Source organism: Bradyrhizobium sp. Pha-3 (genome assembly GCF_042258615.1).
In the GTDB taxonomy this organism is placed as follows: Bacteria; Pseudomonadota; Alphaproteobacteria; order Rhizobiales; family Xanthobacteraceae; genus Bradyrhizobium.
Genome location: NZ_CP170152.1, coordinates 2,497,097 through 2,512,970 on the forward strand (window position 1 = coordinate 2,497,097; position 15,874 = coordinate 2,512,970).

Consider the following 15,874-nt stretch of genomic DNA (forward strand, 5'->3'; position numbering starts at 1 on the left):
CTCCCCGGGATGCTTGTTGTAATGCGCGCCGTGATCGGTTCACGCCTCCGCGATTGCGTCGCTCCACGGATGAAACGGCTCGGTGGCGCCGCTGTTTGTCGTGCCATCGCGCAGCACGATGCTGGGGCAGGCGAACTTCTTTGGCTGGGTCTGGATGCGTGCCTCCTCATAGTCGAAGCTGCCGCGCAGCACCTCACGCACAGCCTGCGGCAGGCGGACATCGCCGATCACGACGGCGCCTTCGCTGGCGTCGATGCGTGGCTGATGGATCGCCGCGTCGAGATCCATGCCGAAATCCATCACGAAGGAGAGCAGTTGCGACACCGCGGGCAGGATGCGGCGGCCGCCGGATGCGCCGGCGGCAAGACGGCGGCCGTCGGCCGCCTCTGCCACCACGGGCGTGTAATTGGTCAGGCAGCGCTTGCCGGGCGCGAGCGAGTTCGGATTGCCTTGTGTCGGATCGAACCACATGATGCCGTTGTTCATGGTGAGGCCAGTGTTCGGCGTCACGAATTTGGAGCCGAAGGTCGACAGCAGCGTCTGCGTCACTGCCGCCATGTTGCCGTTGCGGTCGACCGCCGAGAAATGCGTGGTGCAGGATGGCGCGATCGCCTCCGCACCGAGCGCGCGGCGGCCGTCAACGTCACCCATGTCCTTCAGCCGCTCGCGATAGGCGGCCTGCAGCGCCTCGGCGTAGGCAGCATAGGCGGTCGCATCCGGGCCGCCCTGCGCGGGCGCCAACGCCTTTTGCAGCAGACCGAGCGTGCGGGCCATGGTGGGACCTGCGGTCAGCTCCGGCGTCGCATACACGGTGCCGCCGCGATAGGGAATCCTGAGCGGCTCGCGCAGATGGGCGCGGAAGGCGGCGAGATCGCGCACCGACAGCGCGCCGCCGGCGGCCTGGATGTCGTCGGCGATGCTGCGCGCCAGATCGCCCTCGTAGAAGTCGCGCGGGCCGGCCGCGGCAAGCTGCGCCATCGTCGCCTTCAGCCTGTCCTGCGGCATGCGGACCACCGACTTGATGCCCCATTGCGCATTCGGCGGCAGGCCGTCCAGCAGATACGCCGCGGCGCTGGCGGGATAGCGCCGCAGATCCGCGGCCGAGCTTGCGATCATGTCGGTGGTCCACCAATCCACCAGCAGGCCTTCGCCGGCGAGCTTGACGCTCGGCGCCAGCAGGTCCTTCCACGGCATCTTGGCGTGGCGGCGATGCGCCTCTTCCATGCCGGCGACGACGCCGGGCACCGCGATCGAGCCCGGGCCGTGCAGATTTCGGTCGTCCTTGACCCGCGCCCAGGGAAACAGGTCGGAGGCCGCGCCGCCGGTCAACGGATAATCCTCGAGGCGCAGGCCGTCGGGCGCGCGCATGCCGTAGTCGATCACCTCGACGCGGTTCTCCCTGGCGCGGTACAGCACCATCGCGCCGCCGCCGCCGGCGCCGCTCATCCACGGCTCCAGCACGCCGAGGGCAAAGGTGGTTGCAATCACGGCGTCGACGCAATCGCCGCCCGCTGCCAATACCTCTGCGCCGACTTCGGCCGCCTTGCGCGATTGCGCTGCGACGATGCCGCCCTTGGCGCTGACGGCCGGCTTGCGGATCACTTGCGAGTTGGAGAACTGGTCGGACATGGCGTTGCTTTCGCTGTTCTTGTTGCGGGCGGGTCGCGTTGGCGTAGCATGCCAAGCAAGGCACTGTCAGTGCAACAACAACCAATTTCGGGGAGCGGAAAATGAGCAGTGTGAAGCGTGAACGGGACGGCAAGGTCGGCATTCTGACCCTGAACGATCCCGCCAGCCTGAATGCCATGACGCCGGAACTGCTCGGCGATCTCGCACGCGCCATCGGCGAGATGGGCGTCGAGCCCGGCATCCGCGCGCTGGTCCTGACCGGGGAGGGGCGCGGCTTCTGCTCCGGGCAGAATCTCAAGGCGTTCAACTCGCTCGGCGACAATATCTATACCGGCGTCATGAAGCATTACTGGCCGGCGATGCAGGCCTTGCGCGAGTGCCGGATGCCGGTGGTGGTCGCCGTCAACGGCGTCGCGGCCGGCGGCGGCTTCAGCCTTGCGATGTCCGGCGACATCATCCTGGCCGCGCGCTCGGCGAGCTTCATCCAGGTGTTCAGCCGGATCGGCCTGGTGCCCGACCTCGGCTCGACCTGGCTCTTGCCGCGCCTGATCGGGCGCCAGCGCGCGCTCGAGCTGATGCTGCTGAACGAGCCGTTGTCGGCCGAGCGGGCCAAAGAGTGGGGATTGGTGCGCGATGTGGTCGACGACGCAAGGCTGCTCGACGAGGCGAAAGTGCTCGCCGGCCGCCTCGCCGATGGTCCGACCCGCGCGCTGGTCGCGACGCGGCAGTTGCTCGAGGAGAGCGAGCACGCAAGCTACGCCGATCAGTTCCGCCGCGAGATCGAGCTGCAGCAGGTGATCCGCGAAAGCGCCGACGCGAAGGAAGGCCGCCAAGCCTTCGTCGAGAAGCGCAAGGCCCAGTTCACGGGGCGCTAGGCCTTGCTGGTGGGCAAATCAGCCGATCGCAATTGCGATCTTGCCGAAATGCGCGCCGCTCGCCATGTGGGCGAACGCATCCCTGACCTGGTCGAACGCGAACACCTTGTCGATCACGGGCTTGACGCCGTGCATGCTGATGCCGTCGCACAGCGCCTGCAGATCCTCGATCGAGCCGACGGTGACGCCCTGCAGCCGCTGCTGCTGCATCACCATCAGCGGCAACCTGGTGTCGGACGAGGCGGGACCGGCGAGCACGCCGATGAAGGCGATGGTGCCGCCGATTTTGGTCGCGCGGATCGACTCGTTCAGCGTGCCGACGCCGCCGACCTCGACGACGAGATCGACGCCGCGCCCGGTCAGCTCGCGCGCCTTCTTGCCCCAGTCGGGCGTGGTCTTGTAGTTGAGCGTGACATCGGCGCCGAGCTGCTTCAGCCGCACGATCTTGGCGTCGCTGGAAGAGGTCGCGATGACGCGGGCGCCGCACATCTTGGCGAATTGCAGCGCGAACAGCGAGACGCCGCCGGTGCCCTGGGTCAGCACGGTCTGTCCCGGCTTGATGTCGCCGAGCTTGACCACTGCGCTCCACGCCGTGAGCCCGGCGCACGGCAGTGCCGCGGCTTCGATATCGTTGAGATGGTCCGGCGTGCGCACCAGCGCGTGCGCCGGGAATACCCGGTACTCGGTCAGCACGCCGTCGACGCTGCCGCCGAGCGCCGCGCGCATCCGCGCCTCGCTCGGCTCGCCGCCGAGCCAGCTTTCGAAGAAGCTGCCGATCACGCGATCGCCGGGTGCGAAACTCCTGACCCCGGCGCCGACCGCTTCGACCACACCGGCGCCGTCGGAGACCGGCACCAGCGGAAATTTCTGGCGCGAGCCGTAGCCGCCCTTGACCGTCAGCAGGTCGCGATAGTTCAGCGTTGCCGCCTTCAGCCGCACCAGGACCTCGCCGGGACCGGCCTGCGGAACCGGCTTGTCGACCAGTGCAAGCGCGTCGACGCCGCCGGGGCCTTGCAACTCATAGCATTTCACGGGACGTCTCCTGTCGGGGGCTTGTTGTCTTGGGCGACGCACCGGGCGCCGCCGCGCATCCACCGAGCATATGTCAGGCCTGCGGCGTGTGGCCATAGCGCGCGTGGCGGCCGATGGAATGGCGCCCACGCTCGAACAGATTGGAGCTGCCCGAAAATACCGCCAATGTGCCGTTGATGAAGTGACCGAGCGGAGGTGACGATGGCTGCCTTGCTTGAGACGAAACGCAATCCGATCGCCGCGTTCGCACGTGGCGTGGTCCGAACGCTGCTTGCCGTTGCGCTGATCTGTTGCAGTGGTGCGATGGCGGCGGATGACGACCTCTACCGCGCGCAGACCGTCGTCACCGGCCAGGGCGAGCCGAACCGCATCATCGGCTTCGGTGCATGTCTGGAGGACGTCCTGATCAAGGTCTCCGGCCAGCCGATGCTGGCAAGCGACCATCGGCTCGCTGGCTACAAATCCAGGGCCAGTGAGTTCGTCAGCAGTTTCGACTATCACGACCAGTATGCCGGCAAGCCGCATCATGACGAGCAGGGCACCCGCGACCGGCCTTACGACCTGACGGTGGCTTTCGACCAGAACAGGATCGACGGCATTCTCGCCGAGCTCGGCCTCAAGCCGTGGCGATCGCAGCGGCCGGCGCTCGGCGTGTTCGTCGGGATGCTGCACGGCCCGAAGGACTTCATCGTCACATCTGACGGGCCGCAGTCCGATTTGCAGCGCGATGCGCTCGCGGCTGCCGCCGGCAAGCGCGGCATGCGCGTCGTGCTGCCCGATACGGCCGCGTTGACGAGTGCCAACGTCACGGCGGCCGGGCTCCTGAAGATGCCGACCGCGCAGCTGAGTTCGATCGTGGCGCCGCAGGGCGGCGAGGCCATCCTGGTCGGGCAGCTGGTCTGGGACGACAACGATCTCGGCTGGACCACGCAATGGCGGATGGTGTGGCGCGGCAAGGACTACAAATGGCAGTTTCGCGGCGTCACCTTCGATGAGGCCTTCCGGCGCGGCGTCGGCGGTGCCGCGCAGGTGCTGTCGGGCAATGGCGATCCGGGACGATCGAAATGAGCCTGCGCGCTCTAAGCTTATCCCGTTCCGATTGAATCGGAACGGGCTCTAGATTCTTGTTTTGACGCGTTTTCTTCACGCGAACCGGTATCCACTTCGCTCGAAAACGCCCTAGCCGGCGTAGCCGAGCGTGTGCGACGGGTATTCTCCGAACATCGCGCGGTAGTATTGCGAGAAGCGCCCGAGCTCGATGAAGCCCTGTTCGATCGCGACCTTGGAAACGGTGGTCTGCTCCGGCGTGCTTTCGCGCAGGATCGAACGGATCGTGCAGAGCCGCTTGTAGCGCAGGAACGTCACCGGGCCGACGCCGAACACCTCGTGGAAGGCGCGGTGCAGGCTGCGTCGCGACAGCCGGAGCTCGGTGCAGATTTCCGAGACATGGACCGGGCGGGCACCCGCGGCGAGCAGATAGTCCTCGACGTCACGCACCAGCTTCATCGCCGACGGCAGATAGCTGGTTCCGTCAGGCGGCAGCGACGTGACGACCGTCGCCGTCACGCAGTCGATGATCGCGCGTTTCCAGAATTCGGCCGACGCATGCGACAAGGCGTCCGGATAGCGCGCGAGATGCGCGATGATTTTCGGCAGCCTGTCCGCCGCGCTCATGCCGATCGTGCGGTCCGCGCGAAAATGGTTCTTGACGCTCCATGTTTCGGCATCGGCGAGCCGCGGCTCACCGCCGAATATGTCGGGCAAATCGGCCATGTCGAAGCGAATGGCGGCATAGGACGAGGCCTTGTGAAAGACGCCGTCATGCTCGATCGACGGAGGGATCACCAGCACGTCGGCCGGCTGCATGTCGAATGCCCAATGCGTGACGCGATCCGTGGCGTTCAGCAGCATTCCGATGATCAGCTTGTCATCGGTCGAAGTGCGCTGGGTACGGACCCCGACATTGAATGCGCCGATGCTGAGCGAAAAATCGCCGATCCCGACATGGGACAACGTCCCGCGCAGCTTGCCCCGCTCGAGCTGCATGACCTCGACATGCGAGCCTTTGACGGCGTCGTGGAGTCCCTCGAAGCCGTCAAGCTCGCCGCTGTGAACCGTCAGCTGCTGGCCCATATCCACGCGTTCCACGGCGGAATCATGGACGGGATTTTTGCCGGTTTTGGCCCGGAAGGCAACGCGGACGACGGCAAGGGATTGATCGGTCGGGACGTCGTTTTGTCAGGACCGCACGCCTTGGGGGCGAGGCTGGCACAAAGTGCATATCGTCCCCGCCGCATGGGGGGCAATCGCTTGATCTCAAAGCAAAATGTGCAGTTTTCAGCGGCTCTGCGCCGGTGGCTAGGCCGCCATCAGGTGCTCAAGCGCAACAGCCTGCTCGCGGGTCTGGAAAGCGATGGCGGTATGCGTGAAGCCCGACGAGGCCTGGGTCTGCGCGATGTGATTGAGGACCTCGGTGCCCTTGACCACGTGAAGGTCCATTCCGGGGCCGGCGGGGAAGATGCCGAGGACGACATCGTAGGCGTCGACGATGGCCTTCAACGCGCCACCCTTGTCTTCCGAAGCATCGATAAAGATACGAACATCCGCGGCGATACTACGAAGTTCGTCAAAGTCGATCACTGGAAGTCTCCTATACGCAACTCACTGATCGACTTTAGCTACAACTTGCTTACTGAAACCTAAATTACGCCCGGTTCCTTCGTGCGCTCACCGCTCCGTGACTCGAATTTGTGCCTGCGCGATCGCCGTCTTTCGGCCTGCCCGTGCGCAGGGCTTCCGCGCGGAATGAGCGGATCGTTTGGCAGGGAGTGGCGTGTTCAGGTCTTGTGCGCGGGCGCAGTCAGGATAATTCCCTCATCGATCAGGGCGCGACAGATCTTCTTCAAGGTTGCAATCGCTTCACGCGTTGCCCGGCTGACCGGCCGTCCGCGCGGCAATGCCAGGACGCGGTCGGCGCGCATCCATGGCAACAGCGCTGCCGACAGCGCGCCGGTGGCGACTTCCTGGTGAATGCCGGAGAACGGCAGCAATGCATAGCCGAGGCCCGCGGCCACCATGCGCTTCATCGGGGTGCTGTTGTCGACCCGTACCGCGCAGAGCATTGTCGAAGGGAACGGGTTGCGGCTGAGCGGGCCCACGGCGGATGGCAGGGCGTCGAACTGCTTGCGGGTCAGTCGGCCGCGCTTCAGCAGCGGATCCCGCGCCGGTCCGATCAGGAACACCTGTTCGACCATGAGCAGTTCATAGTCGAGGTGATCGTTGGGGGGCGGCGTCGTCACGATCGCGAGATCGAGCTCACCGCGCAGCAGGCGTTCGGATGCGTTTTCCGTCAAGCCTTCACTGAGCTCGAGCCGCACCCGTGGAAATTGCTTCACGAATGTCTGGGCCAGCGGCGGGTAGAGGATATCGCCGAGGCTTGGCGGCGCGCCGATCCGGACCGTACCGCTGGGCTCGCGATTTTCCGTGCGCACCTCGGCCTTGATGTCGTCGATCGTGCCGAGCAGCCAGCGCCCGCGCGCGAGCAGCACCTTGCCGGATTCCGTAACCGAGACACCGCGCGCGCCGCGTTCGAGCAAGGCGCCGCCCAATTCGTCTTCGAGTTCCTTGACGTGGCGGCTGAGCGCCGACTGGGCGACGTTCAACGTGCTCGCTGCGGCGGCAAAGCCGCCACGCTCGGCGACGGCAACGAAATAGCGGATCTGCCGCAGGTCCATGATCGGCGCTCCATCTCAATTCGAGATGGATACCATATCAAACATATTCTTGTGAGATACCAAAAAAGGAGCAGTCTCCTCGCAACGATCAGAACGGAGGAGAGACGAGCATGGGCATCGCCACCGATGAGGCACGCCAGACGTCCGTATTCATCGCCGGCGGCGGGCCGGTCGGCCTTGCGATGTCGCTGCTGCTCGATCGGTTCGGCATCGACTGCGTCGTGGTCGAGAAGAGTCCGACGACAACAGATCATCCCAAGTCGCGCGGCTGCTGGGTCCGCACCATGGAGATCTTCCGGCAGTGGGGGATCGAGCAGGCGATCCGCGACCGCGGCCTACAGGACAACTCCGACATGTTCGTGTTCCTCGACAGCATCGCGGGTCACGAGTTCGGCCGCACCCGTCCCGAACCGAATGTCGGGCATACCCCCGCCTGGAAGAGCCTGGTCGCCCAGGATGCCGTCGAGGAGGAAATTCTGCGGGTGGTCGAGAAGTCCAAGCACGCCACGGCCCTGTTCAACACGGCCTGTGAATCGTTCGAGGAGACCAACAGCGGCGTCAACGTCACGACACGTTGTGAAAAGACCGGCGAAGTGACGCAGTGGACGGCGACCTACCTGATCGCCGCCGATGGCGCGGGCAGCCAGACGCGGCGCAGCGCCGGGATCGACATGGTCGGGCCGTCCACGCTGGCGGTGATGTCGAACGAGTATTGGCGGGCCGATCTGTCGCGTTTGCCGATCGCACGCGAGGCCGCCGGCTTCATCATCGTCCCGGACAGACCCGATCTGCCGCGCGCCGGCATCCTGAACACCAATGGCCGGGACCGCTGGCTCACCGTGAGGCAAATCGGCCTGACCAAGGACGATCGCGAGCGGCCATGGACCGACCAGGAGTTCATCGAGATCGCGCGCGGCCATGTCGGCATTCCGGACCTCGACGTCACGCTTCTCAACCGTTCGATCTGGCGCGTCAGCATGCAGGTGGCCGAGACCTTTCGAAAGGGCCGGGTGTTTCTGGTCGGCGACTGCGCGCACCGCTTTCCGCCGACCGGCGGCTTCGGCCTGAACTCCGGTGTGCAGGACGCGCATAATCTCGCCTGGAAACTCGCCTTCGTGTTGAAGGGACTCGCGGACGAAAAGCTGCTCGACAGCTATTCCAGCGAGCGCCGCCCGATCGCGCAATCCAATGCCAATTTCAGCTACGGCAATCGGCTGCGCTTTGGGCTGACCGACGACGCCGTACGATCGCGCAACCCGGACCGGATCAGGTTCTGGATCAACGATATGGACAATCACCTGCACAGCATCGGGCAGAACCTCGGACACAATTACGAGGATGGCGCGGTGATCCCCGACGGCACCGTCGCGAAGGCGTTGAACTCCCGCTACTACACGCCGACCGACCGTCCCGGCGCGCGCTTTCCGCATATGTGGCTCGAGCCTTCGCGCAAGAAATCCACGCTCGACTGGTTCGACAAGGAATTCACCGTCGTCACGGGTCCGCTCGGCAGCGAGTGGCTGGAGGCAGGGAAGCAGGTGGCGGAGAAGACCGGCCTGCCGCTCTCGCTGAAACAACTGCCGTCAGCTGACCCGGCCGACGGATTCCAGCTGGGCATGCGCGGCGCGGTGCTGGTGCGCCCCGACGGACACGTGGCGTGGCGGATGCCGTGGGTGCCGTCGGATCCGGCGAAGGAACTGGCCGGCGCGCTCTCGACCTTGCTGCACTAGCGGAGGCTCCCATGCAATCGTTCGAATCGAGCGGCATCGTCACGGCATTCGAGAAAACCGGACGCGGCGAACCGATCGTGCTGCTGCATGGCGGCGAGGCCGATCATTCGATGTTTGACGGCCTTGCGCCTGCGCTGGCGGCGGATTTCACCGTGATCGCGTATGACCAGCGCGATTCCGGCGCCACCAGGAATCCTCCGTCGTCCTATTCGCTGGCGGACCTGGCTGATGATGCCGCGGCCTTGATCGGAGGGCTCGGCTACGATCGTGTCCATGTCTTCGGGACCTCGCTGGGCGGGCTGATCGCGCAAGTGCTGGCGGCCCGCCATCCCGGCCGCATTGATCGCCTGATCCTGAGCAGCACCTGGAAGGTCAACAGGAGCCCGCTGGAGGTCAATGCGGATGTGTTCCGCACACTCGCGTCGTACCGCGCCGACACCGCAGGCAACGCGCCGAAGATCGCGGAGTTCTTCTTCCCGCCGGACTATCTGCGCGCGCGGCCCGAACTGATCGATATCTTCCGTGGCTCGAGCCGCGATGACGGCCAGAAGGCGCGACGTGGCGCCTTGCTCGCGCAGCCCGTCGCTGCCGATCTGACGGGCTTTGATCGCCCGACGCTGCTGCTGGCAGGTGCTGACGACCGGCTGATCCCGAACGCGGAGACATTTGCGCTCGCCCGCGATCTTGCGTGCGTCGAGACGAGGACCATCGCGGACGTCGGCCATGTCGCATCGATCCAGGCCCCCGAGCGGGTGGCGGAGGCGGTGACGGCATTCCTGAATTCAAAAAAGAAGGCGGCTTGACAACAACAGGGGGAGACCATGGCTGAGCAAGCGAGCGCTGTGCCGTTCGACGAAGCGCCGGTGACGACGCGCTATTGGCTATCGATCATCATCTTCGCCATCTCCGGCGTGGTGGATTTCTTCGATTTCTTTGTGGTCGGGTTTCTGGTCTCGGTGCTGGCGCCGAAATGGCACCTGACGTTCGGCCAGACCTCGATCATGCTGATGAGCGCCGGCATCGGGGCGATGCTGGGGGCGTTCGCTGCAGGAGTCCTCGCCGATCGCTTCGGGCGCAAGCCGCTGGCGGTTGCCGGCGTTCTGCTTTGCGGCCTGACCTCGGGCGCGATCGCGTTCATTCCGGAAGACGGCTGGGTTGCGTTCGCGATCCTGCGCTTTTTCGTCGGCTTCGGCCTTGCCGCGGGCGCGGCGGCGGCAGTCCCTGCCATCGTCGAATTCGCGCCGACCCGTCATCGCACGCTGGTCACGAGCCTCGTGGTCGTTCCGGTCGCCTTTGGCGTGCTGTCGGCGTCGGTGACGGTGAGCTTCCTGCTGCCGCTGGTCGGCTGGCGCGGATTGGCCGCGGTCGGATTCCTGCCGATCATCCTCGCAATTCTGACCATGATCATCATGCCGGAATCGCCGCGCTGGCTGATCAGCAAGGGCCGCGTGCGCGAGGCGCAGACGAATATCCGAAAGCTCTATCGGGTCGGCGGCGAGTCATTTGTCTTGCCTACGCTGCCGCCGGCAAGCCCGGCGACATTTGCCGATCTGTTTGCCGAGCAGCGGCGCTTCTGGCTGACAGTCCTGATCTGGTTCGGCGCCAGCACGGCGAATTACGGCGTTTTCCTGTGGGGACCGACGATCGTGGCGCTGCTGCTTGGCGTCGCGCCCCAGGATGCGGCGAAGATGTTCATCTATGTCAGCCTCGCCGGCGTTGTCGGCCGGACCGGCTTTGCGTTTCTGGCGCACCGGATCGGCCGCAAGCCGTGTGGCCAGTTGATGGGCTATGGCACTGCGGTTTCACTGGCACTGGCGGCCTATTTTCACAACGACTTTGCCGGCTCGGTCCCGCTGTTCCTGGTCTTCCTGATCGTCGGCGCCGTGTTCTTCGACGGTGGATTTTCGAATATCGGGCCCTATCCCGCGGAGATTTTTCCGGTCCAGCTTTCGGGACGCGCGGTCGGCCTTGCCCAGCTTTCGAACGGCGTCGGCAAGATCGTAGGTCCCCTGTGCCTCGCGTTGATCGCCGGCGCGGACAATGTCGTGCACCCCAGCGCAACCGCCTCGGCGGTGGCGCCGGCGTTTTTGTTTCTTGCCGGCGCGGGTCTCCTGATCGGACTTGCCTTTACGTTCCTCGGCGTCGAGCCGCACGGACACCCGGTGGCTCTGTTTGGCGACAATAAGGCCGCGAGCGCCGCACCGAAGCCGCTGGCCGCAAAAGCGGCGGCAGGACAGTGAAAGACGGAAGGATTTACAATGGACAATGCGCACGACATGGTCGCGGCGGCGGCGCCGTTCGATACTGCAAAACTCGATCGGCTGATGGATGAGGCGGGGCTCGACATTTTGGTCGTCACCTCGCGTCACAATGTGCAGTACCTGCTCGGTGGTTATCGCTTCTTCTTCTTCGACGTCATGGAAGCGATCGGCACCAGCCGCTATCTGCCGGTGTTCGTCTATCAGAAGGGGCACCCTGAAAATTCCGCCTACATTGGTAACCGCATGGAAAAGTTCGAGCATGAGCTCGGACGGATATCGGCGCCGAACGTTAAAGCGGGCGCGTGGGGAACGATCGATGCGATCGGCCTCGCCCTTGATCACGTGAAAAAGCTCGGGGGCGGCGCCAAGCGCGTCGGCATCGAGGCAGGTTTCCTGCCGGCCGAGGCCAGGGATCACCTGCTTGCCGGTCTTGGCAACGTCGAGTTCCGCGAGGCTCATTTCACGCTCGAGCGCCTTCGCGCCGTAAAGTCTCCGGCCGAGTTGGATCTCATCAGAGAGGCTTCCGAGCGGGTCGTCGATGCTATGATGGCGACGTTCAAATGCTGTGCACCGGGCATGACCAAGAACGACGTCGTCGCCCGTCTGCGCCGTGAGGAGCAGGAGCGCGATCTCGTGTTCGAATATGGCCTGATTGCCGCGGGCAAGAGTCATAACCGCGCACCGTCGAACCAGCTTCTTGCGGAGGGCGACGTGATCTCGATCGATTCCGGCGGAAACTACCGGGGCTATATCGGCGACCTCAGCCGCATGGGACTTCTGGGGGAGCCCGACAGTGAGCTGCGCGAGTTGCTGCAAGAAATCGAGGACATCCAGCAGGTGGCCCGGCGCCCAATCCGGCCGGGCGCGATGGGGGGCGACATTATCGCGGCGGGCGAGGCAGCCGTCAAAACCTCGCCGCATCGCGCCGTGCTCGACTTCACCGCGCACGGCATCGGGCTTGTCAGCCACGAAGCGCCGCGCCTCACCGCGACCGGCCCGGTCCCTTACGCGCCCTATGACGCCGACCGGCCGCTCGAATGCGGGATGGTGATCTCGATCGAAACCGCGCTGCTACATCCGCAGCGCGGCTACATCAAGCTCGAGGACACGCTGCTCGTCTCCGAATCGGGCTGGGAAGCGCCCGGTGACCATGGCAGGGGATGGAATTCGTTGCATCTCATGACGTGAACCCGGTCAACGCCACGACCGCATTTTTGGCTGGGTCACCGCTTCAGCTGCGGTGCTGGAGGCGCTCGCTGGCGAGTTTCGGAATACTAGAAATATATCCCTGAGTTGCCCGACGTGTCAAGTTGCCCGGTCGACGCCGGCCGCCGCCGGCTACTTTGCATGGGGTTGTTTTCGATATTTTGGCAGCGCCCCCTGCGACGGCCCAGATGACTTCATATGCGCTCGGCCAGGCGATTGATCCGGCGGTCTTTGCTTCACGCGAGCCTCCGGTCATGCGATGCTTCGCGCTGGATGCAGCGGCCGGCTCCACGCCGTCTGCTCGCCAGGTCGGCGCCGACGATGGGCAGGTGCAACCGATATGGATTGCCTCCCCATCGACAGAAGCGACCCGATGACCACTGCCGCCAACGCGCTCCGCGACTACGCCCAAAGCATCCTGACCGCCCGTGTCTACGACGTGGCGGTGGAGACGCCGCTCGACCCGATGCCGCGGCTCTCGGAGCGCCTGTCGCGCGCCGTCTTGCTGAAGCGGGAGGACTTCCAGCCGATCTTCTCCTTCAAGCTTCGCGGCGCCTACAACAAGATCGTCAGGCTGCCGGACGCGCAGCGAAGACAGGGCGTCATCTGCGCGTCGGCGGGTAATCACGCGCAGGGCGTGGCGCTGTCGGCGCGCAAGCTCGGCATTCCCGCGACGATCGTGATGCCGAGGACGACGCCCGCGATCAAGGTCGAGGCCGTCCGGCGTCTGGGCGGCGACGTTGTGCTGCATGGCGACACGTTCGACGATGCCCAAACCAAGGCCAGGGAGATCGAGGTCGCGCGCGGCCTGACCTTCGTGCATCCGTTCGACGATCCGGACGTGATTGCAGGCCAAGGGACCGTCGGGATGGAGATCCTGCGGCAGCATCCCGATCCGATCGAGGCGATCTTCGTGCCGATCGGCGGGGGCGGGCTGGCGGCTGGCGTCGCCGCCTTCGTGAAATTCCTCAACCCTTCGATCAAGGTCGTCGGCGTGGAGCCGGCCGACGCAGCCTCGATGGCGGCCGCGCTCGCCAAGGACAGCGTTGTCGCGCTGGATCAGGTCGGGCTGTTCGCCGATGGCGTCGCCGTCCGCAAGGTCGGAGCGGAGACGTTCCGCCTCTGCCGCGACCTGCTCGACGAGGTCGTCACCGTGGACACCGACGCCATGTGCGCCGCCATCAAGGATATCTTCGACGACGTGCGATCCGTTGCCGAGCCCTCGGGGGCGTTGGCGCTCGCTGGCCTCAAGGCCTACGCCGAGCGCGGCGCACTCAGCGACGGCAGCCTGATTGCCGTCAACAGCGGGGCCAATCTGAATTTCGACCGGCTGCGCACCATCGCCGATCGCGCCGAGGTCGGCGAACACCGGGAGGCGCTGCTTGCGGTGACTGTGCCGGAGAAGCCGGGCAGCTATCGGCACTTCATCCGTATTCTTGGTTCGCGGGCGATCACGGAATTCAACTACCGCTTCGCCGAGACGACGGCGCCGGCGCAGCTCTTCGTCGGCATCGCGCTGAGCCGCGGCGAGGCGGAGAAGCGGGAAGTCATGGAGCTGCTGCGGCGCGAGGGCTATCCGATCCTGGATCTGAGCGAGAACGAGATGGCCAAGGACCATGTACGCTACATGGTGGGCGGTCGCGCGCCGCTTCTCAAGGACGAGGTGATCTACCGCTTCGAGTTTCCGGAGCGTCCCGGCGCATTGCTGAAATTCCTCGAGAGCCTGGCGCCTGACTGGAACATTTCGCTGTTCCACTACCGGAATCACGGCGCCGACTACGGACGCATCCTGGCAGGCATCGAGGTCAAGCCTGGCGAGCGCGCCCGGTTCGTTCAGGCGCTCGACGCGCTCGGCTATCCCTATTGGAACGAGAGCGAGAATCCGGCCTATCGCCTGTTCCTCTCCGCCGAGAAGGGATGAAGCGGCGAGGTCCTACGCAGGTCCAGAGTAAAGAGGACGGTTGGCGGTGCAATGGCTGTCTGCTCGCCAATCACGGCATGATCGCGCTCGGCGCCAATCTCGACAAGGCAATGTGGCTCGCACTCGAGCTCGAGACCCTCGCGCGGCAATACTACCTCTCGCTTGCGCTCGACTCGCGGATCATCCTGAGCGACGAGGAGATCGCCGACACCGCAAAGGGTTTCTCCACCTACGGGTTGCAGGCGCCCAAGCCGAGCAAGGCCCGCGCGACGGCAAAGGCGGCCCCGCGCCGCGCCGAGAACGGCGTAGCAGCAAGCGATGACGGGCACTCGCCGGTCTAGGACGGCATGTGCAGATAGCTGGGCCATTTGACGGCCCCGTCGGCATAGGCAAGACTGATCGAAGTCAAACTGTGCTTGCGGGTCATTTCCGGTGCTCAATTCGGATTCTGCTTTGCCTTCGCCGACCAGTTGGGCTGGCTTACGGTCTGCCATGGCGGCGCTTCTCATTGCGTCGACGGTCATCTTCAGCGCGCCTGCGTCCGCTCAAGTGACGTGGCAAATGGCGACGGAATATCCTCGAAGCAATATCTCGGGAGTTGGCTTGGCAAAGTTCGCGGAGCTCGTGTCCGCACAGACGAGCGGATACGTTACGGTCCGCAATGCGTTCGATAACGAGTTGAAGATCGGCTCCGGCGAAATGTTGCGTGCGGCCCGAGAGGGACGGATTGCCGGTGGCGACGCATTTGCGGGGCCGCTCGAAGCGTCCGATCCGGTATTTGGTCTGCCGTCGCTGCCGTTTGTCGTCCAGTCCATCGAGGCGGCGCAGACCATCAACGCGCGCGCGCGGCCACTCTACGAGAAGGCGTTGGCCGCGCAGGGCCTCAAGCTCCTGTACATCACCATTTGGCCGTCCACCGGCCTCTGGAGTGTCCAGCCAATCTCGACGCCGGCGGACCTGCGATCCATTGCCGCGCGGACGTATGACTACAATTCGGCCGAGGTGATACGCGCGGTCGGTGCAACCGCGGAGTATCTTCCGTTCAACGAGGCAATCGCCAGGGTAAGAAGCCATGCGCTGAATGCTATCCTGACGTCGGGCGACGGCGGGGCCGGCCGAAAGCTCTGGGAGGATCTAACTCATTTCACGGCGATCAACTACGCGATCCCGATCTCGATTGCCTTTGTAAGGACCGATGCCTTTGAAGCGCTCCCGGAATCGGTTCAACGCCAGGTGATGCAGGTGGCCGCCGAGACGGAAGAAAGCCAGTTCCAGCTTCTTGCCAATCGCACGGCCGAGAATTACGCGCGCATGCGTGCCAACGGGGTTCAGATCACAGAGCCGGCGCCGGCCGCTGTTCTCACGGCGCTGAAGCAAGGTGCGTCGGCACCAATCGCAATGTGGAAGGCCAAGGCTCCTCCGGAAGCCGTGGCTATCGTTGAGCGGGCGTTGCAGCAGCAGTAGACAGTGTCATTGCACGGGCGAG

14 protein-coding genes are annotated in these 15,874 nt (G+C 65.0%); 9 read left to right on the forward strand and 5 right to left on the reverse strand.

Annotation, left to right across the window (positions count from 1 at the left end; genetic code table 11):
* Positions 1-39 precede the first annotated feature (39 nt).
* Positions 40-1,629, reverse strand: a complete 1,590-nt coding sequence (locus ACE10Z_RS11695; protein WP_375788051.1) for a gamma-glutamyltransferase — start codon at positions 1,627-1,629, stop codon at positions 40-42.
* A 101-nt stretch (positions 1,630-1,730) separates the two neighbouring features.
* Between ACE10Z_RS11695 and ACE10Z_RS11700 the strand changes: the two genes are divergently transcribed.
* Positions 1,731-2,504 (forward strand): enoyl-CoA hydratase-related protein, encoded by a 774-nt coding sequence (locus tag ACE10Z_RS11700; RefSeq protein ID WP_375788052.1) that lies wholly within the window; start codon positions 1,731-1,733, stop codon positions 2,502-2,504.
* Between the two features lie 18 nt (positions 2,505-2,522).
* On the opposite strand, the gene ACE10Z_RS11705 is transcribed toward ACE10Z_RS11700, so the two are convergent.
* The gene (locus tag ACE10Z_RS11705; RefSeq protein WP_375788053.1) at positions 2,523-3,536 is read right to left on the reverse strand and encodes an NAD(P)-dependent alcohol dehydrogenase; all 1,014 of its coding nucleotides are present in this window, start codon (positions 3,534-3,536) and stop codon (positions 2,523-2,525) included.
* A gap of 201 nt (positions 3,537-3,737) precedes the next feature.
* Between ACE10Z_RS11705 and ACE10Z_RS11710 the strand changes: the two genes are divergently transcribed.
* The gene (locus ACE10Z_RS11710; RefSeq protein WP_375788054.1) at positions 3,738-4,604 is read left to right on the forward strand and encodes a DUF2066 domain-containing protein; all 867 of its coding nucleotides are present in this window, start codon (positions 3,738-3,740) and stop codon (positions 4,602-4,604) included.
* 111 nt (positions 4,605-4,715) lie between these two features.
* Here ACE10Z_RS11710 and ACE10Z_RS11715 read toward each other — a convergent pair whose 3' ends face one another.
* From ACE10Z_RS11715 to ACE10Z_RS11725, 3 genes are all read right to left on the reverse strand, one after another.
* Complete coding sequence (locus ACE10Z_RS11715) at positions 4,716-5,669, reverse strand: helix-turn-helix domain-containing protein (protein ID WP_375789811.1); 954 nt, start codon at positions 5,667-5,669, stop codon at positions 4,716-4,718.
* A gap of 225 nt (positions 5,670-5,894) precedes the next feature.
* On the reverse strand, positions 5,895-6,176 hold the full coding sequence (locus ACE10Z_RS11720; protein WP_050401090.1) for a hypothetical protein: 282 nt from the start codon (positions 6,174-6,176) through the stop codon (positions 5,895-5,897).
* Positions 6,177-6,373: 197 nt separating this feature from the next.
* Complete coding sequence (locus tag ACE10Z_RS11725; RefSeq protein ID WP_375788055.1) at positions 6,374-7,270, reverse strand: LysR family transcriptional regulator; 897 nt, start codon at positions 7,268-7,270, stop codon at positions 6,374-6,376.
* Positions 7,271-7,380: 110 nt separating this feature from the next.
* On the opposite strand from ACE10Z_RS11725, the gene ACE10Z_RS11730 reads away from it, so the two are divergent.
* From ACE10Z_RS11730 to ACE10Z_RS11760, 7 genes are all read left to right on the forward strand, one after another.
* Positions 7,381-9,000: an FAD-dependent monooxygenase gene (locus ACE10Z_RS11730; protein ID WP_375788056.1), complete on the forward strand. Its 1,620-nt coding sequence runs from the start codon at positions 7,381-7,383 to the stop codon at positions 8,998-9,000.
* Between the two features lie 11 nt (positions 9,001-9,011).
* Positions 9,012-9,803, forward strand: a complete 792-nt coding sequence (locus tag ACE10Z_RS11735; RefSeq protein ID WP_375788057.1) for an alpha/beta fold hydrolase — start codon at positions 9,012-9,014, stop codon at positions 9,801-9,803.
* 18 nt (positions 9,804-9,821) lie between these two features.
* Positions 9,822-11,240 (forward strand): MFS transporter, encoded by a 1,419-nt coding sequence (locus tag ACE10Z_RS11740; protein WP_375788058.1) that lies wholly within the window; start codon positions 9,822-9,824, stop codon positions 11,238-11,240.
* Between the two features lie 18 nt (positions 11,241-11,258).
* Positions 11,259-12,449, forward strand: coding sequence for a M24 family metallopeptidase (locus ACE10Z_RS11745; protein ID WP_375788059.1), 1,191 nt, complete (start codon positions 11,259-11,261; stop codon positions 12,447-12,449).
* Between the two features lie 391 nt (positions 12,450-12,840).
* On the forward strand, positions 12,841-14,388 hold the full coding sequence (gene ilvA / locus ACE10Z_RS11750; protein WP_375788060.1) for a threonine ammonia-lyase, biosynthetic: 1,548 nt from the start codon (positions 12,841-12,843) through the stop codon (positions 14,386-14,388).
* 77 nt (positions 14,389-14,465) lie between these two features.
* Positions 14,466-14,729, forward strand: coding sequence for a hypothetical protein (locus ACE10Z_RS11755; protein WP_375788061.1), 264 nt, complete (start codon positions 14,466-14,468; stop codon positions 14,727-14,729).
* A 151-nt stretch (positions 14,730-14,880) separates the two neighbouring features.
* A complete protein-coding gene (locus ACE10Z_RS11760; protein ID WP_375788062.1) occupies positions 14,881-15,852 on the forward strand; it encodes a TRAP transporter substrate-binding protein in 972 nt (323 codons plus the stop codon).
* The last annotated feature ends 22 nt before the right edge of the window (positions 15,853-15,874 follow it).